The following is a 256-nucleotide window of genomic DNA, read 5'->3' on the forward strand; positions in this document are numbered from 1 at the left end:
AGGGAAAATGGTGAAACGCGTAGGAAAAACACAGGCGGAAGCTGACAGGGCACTTGTAGAAGAGCTGGAAGTAGCTGCCTCACTGCCTGGCGGGAAGAAGGTAGACTATCTGTTTTCCGAGGCAGATGGTGTATTTGTCCGGGGACTGAAAAAGAAACAGAGTATAGAAGTCCACCACGCCATTCTCTATGAGGGATGGGAAGCCAATGGCAAAAGGGTCTCCCTGCGTCAGCCAACAGTTATCATGACGACGGAA

General features: G+C 50.8%; 1 pseudogene. It reads left to right on the forward strand.

The window, feature by feature from the left end:
- Window positions 1-256 (forward strand): annotated as a pseudogene (locus IC21_RS02730) (ISLre2 family transposase); the annotation flags it as partial.

The sequence above is a fragment of the Heyndrickxia coagulans DSM 1 = ATCC 7050 genome, assembly GCF_000290615.1.
Taxonomy (GTDB): domain Bacteria; phylum Bacillota; class Bacilli; order Bacillales; family Bacillaceae_C; genus Weizmannia; species Weizmannia coagulans.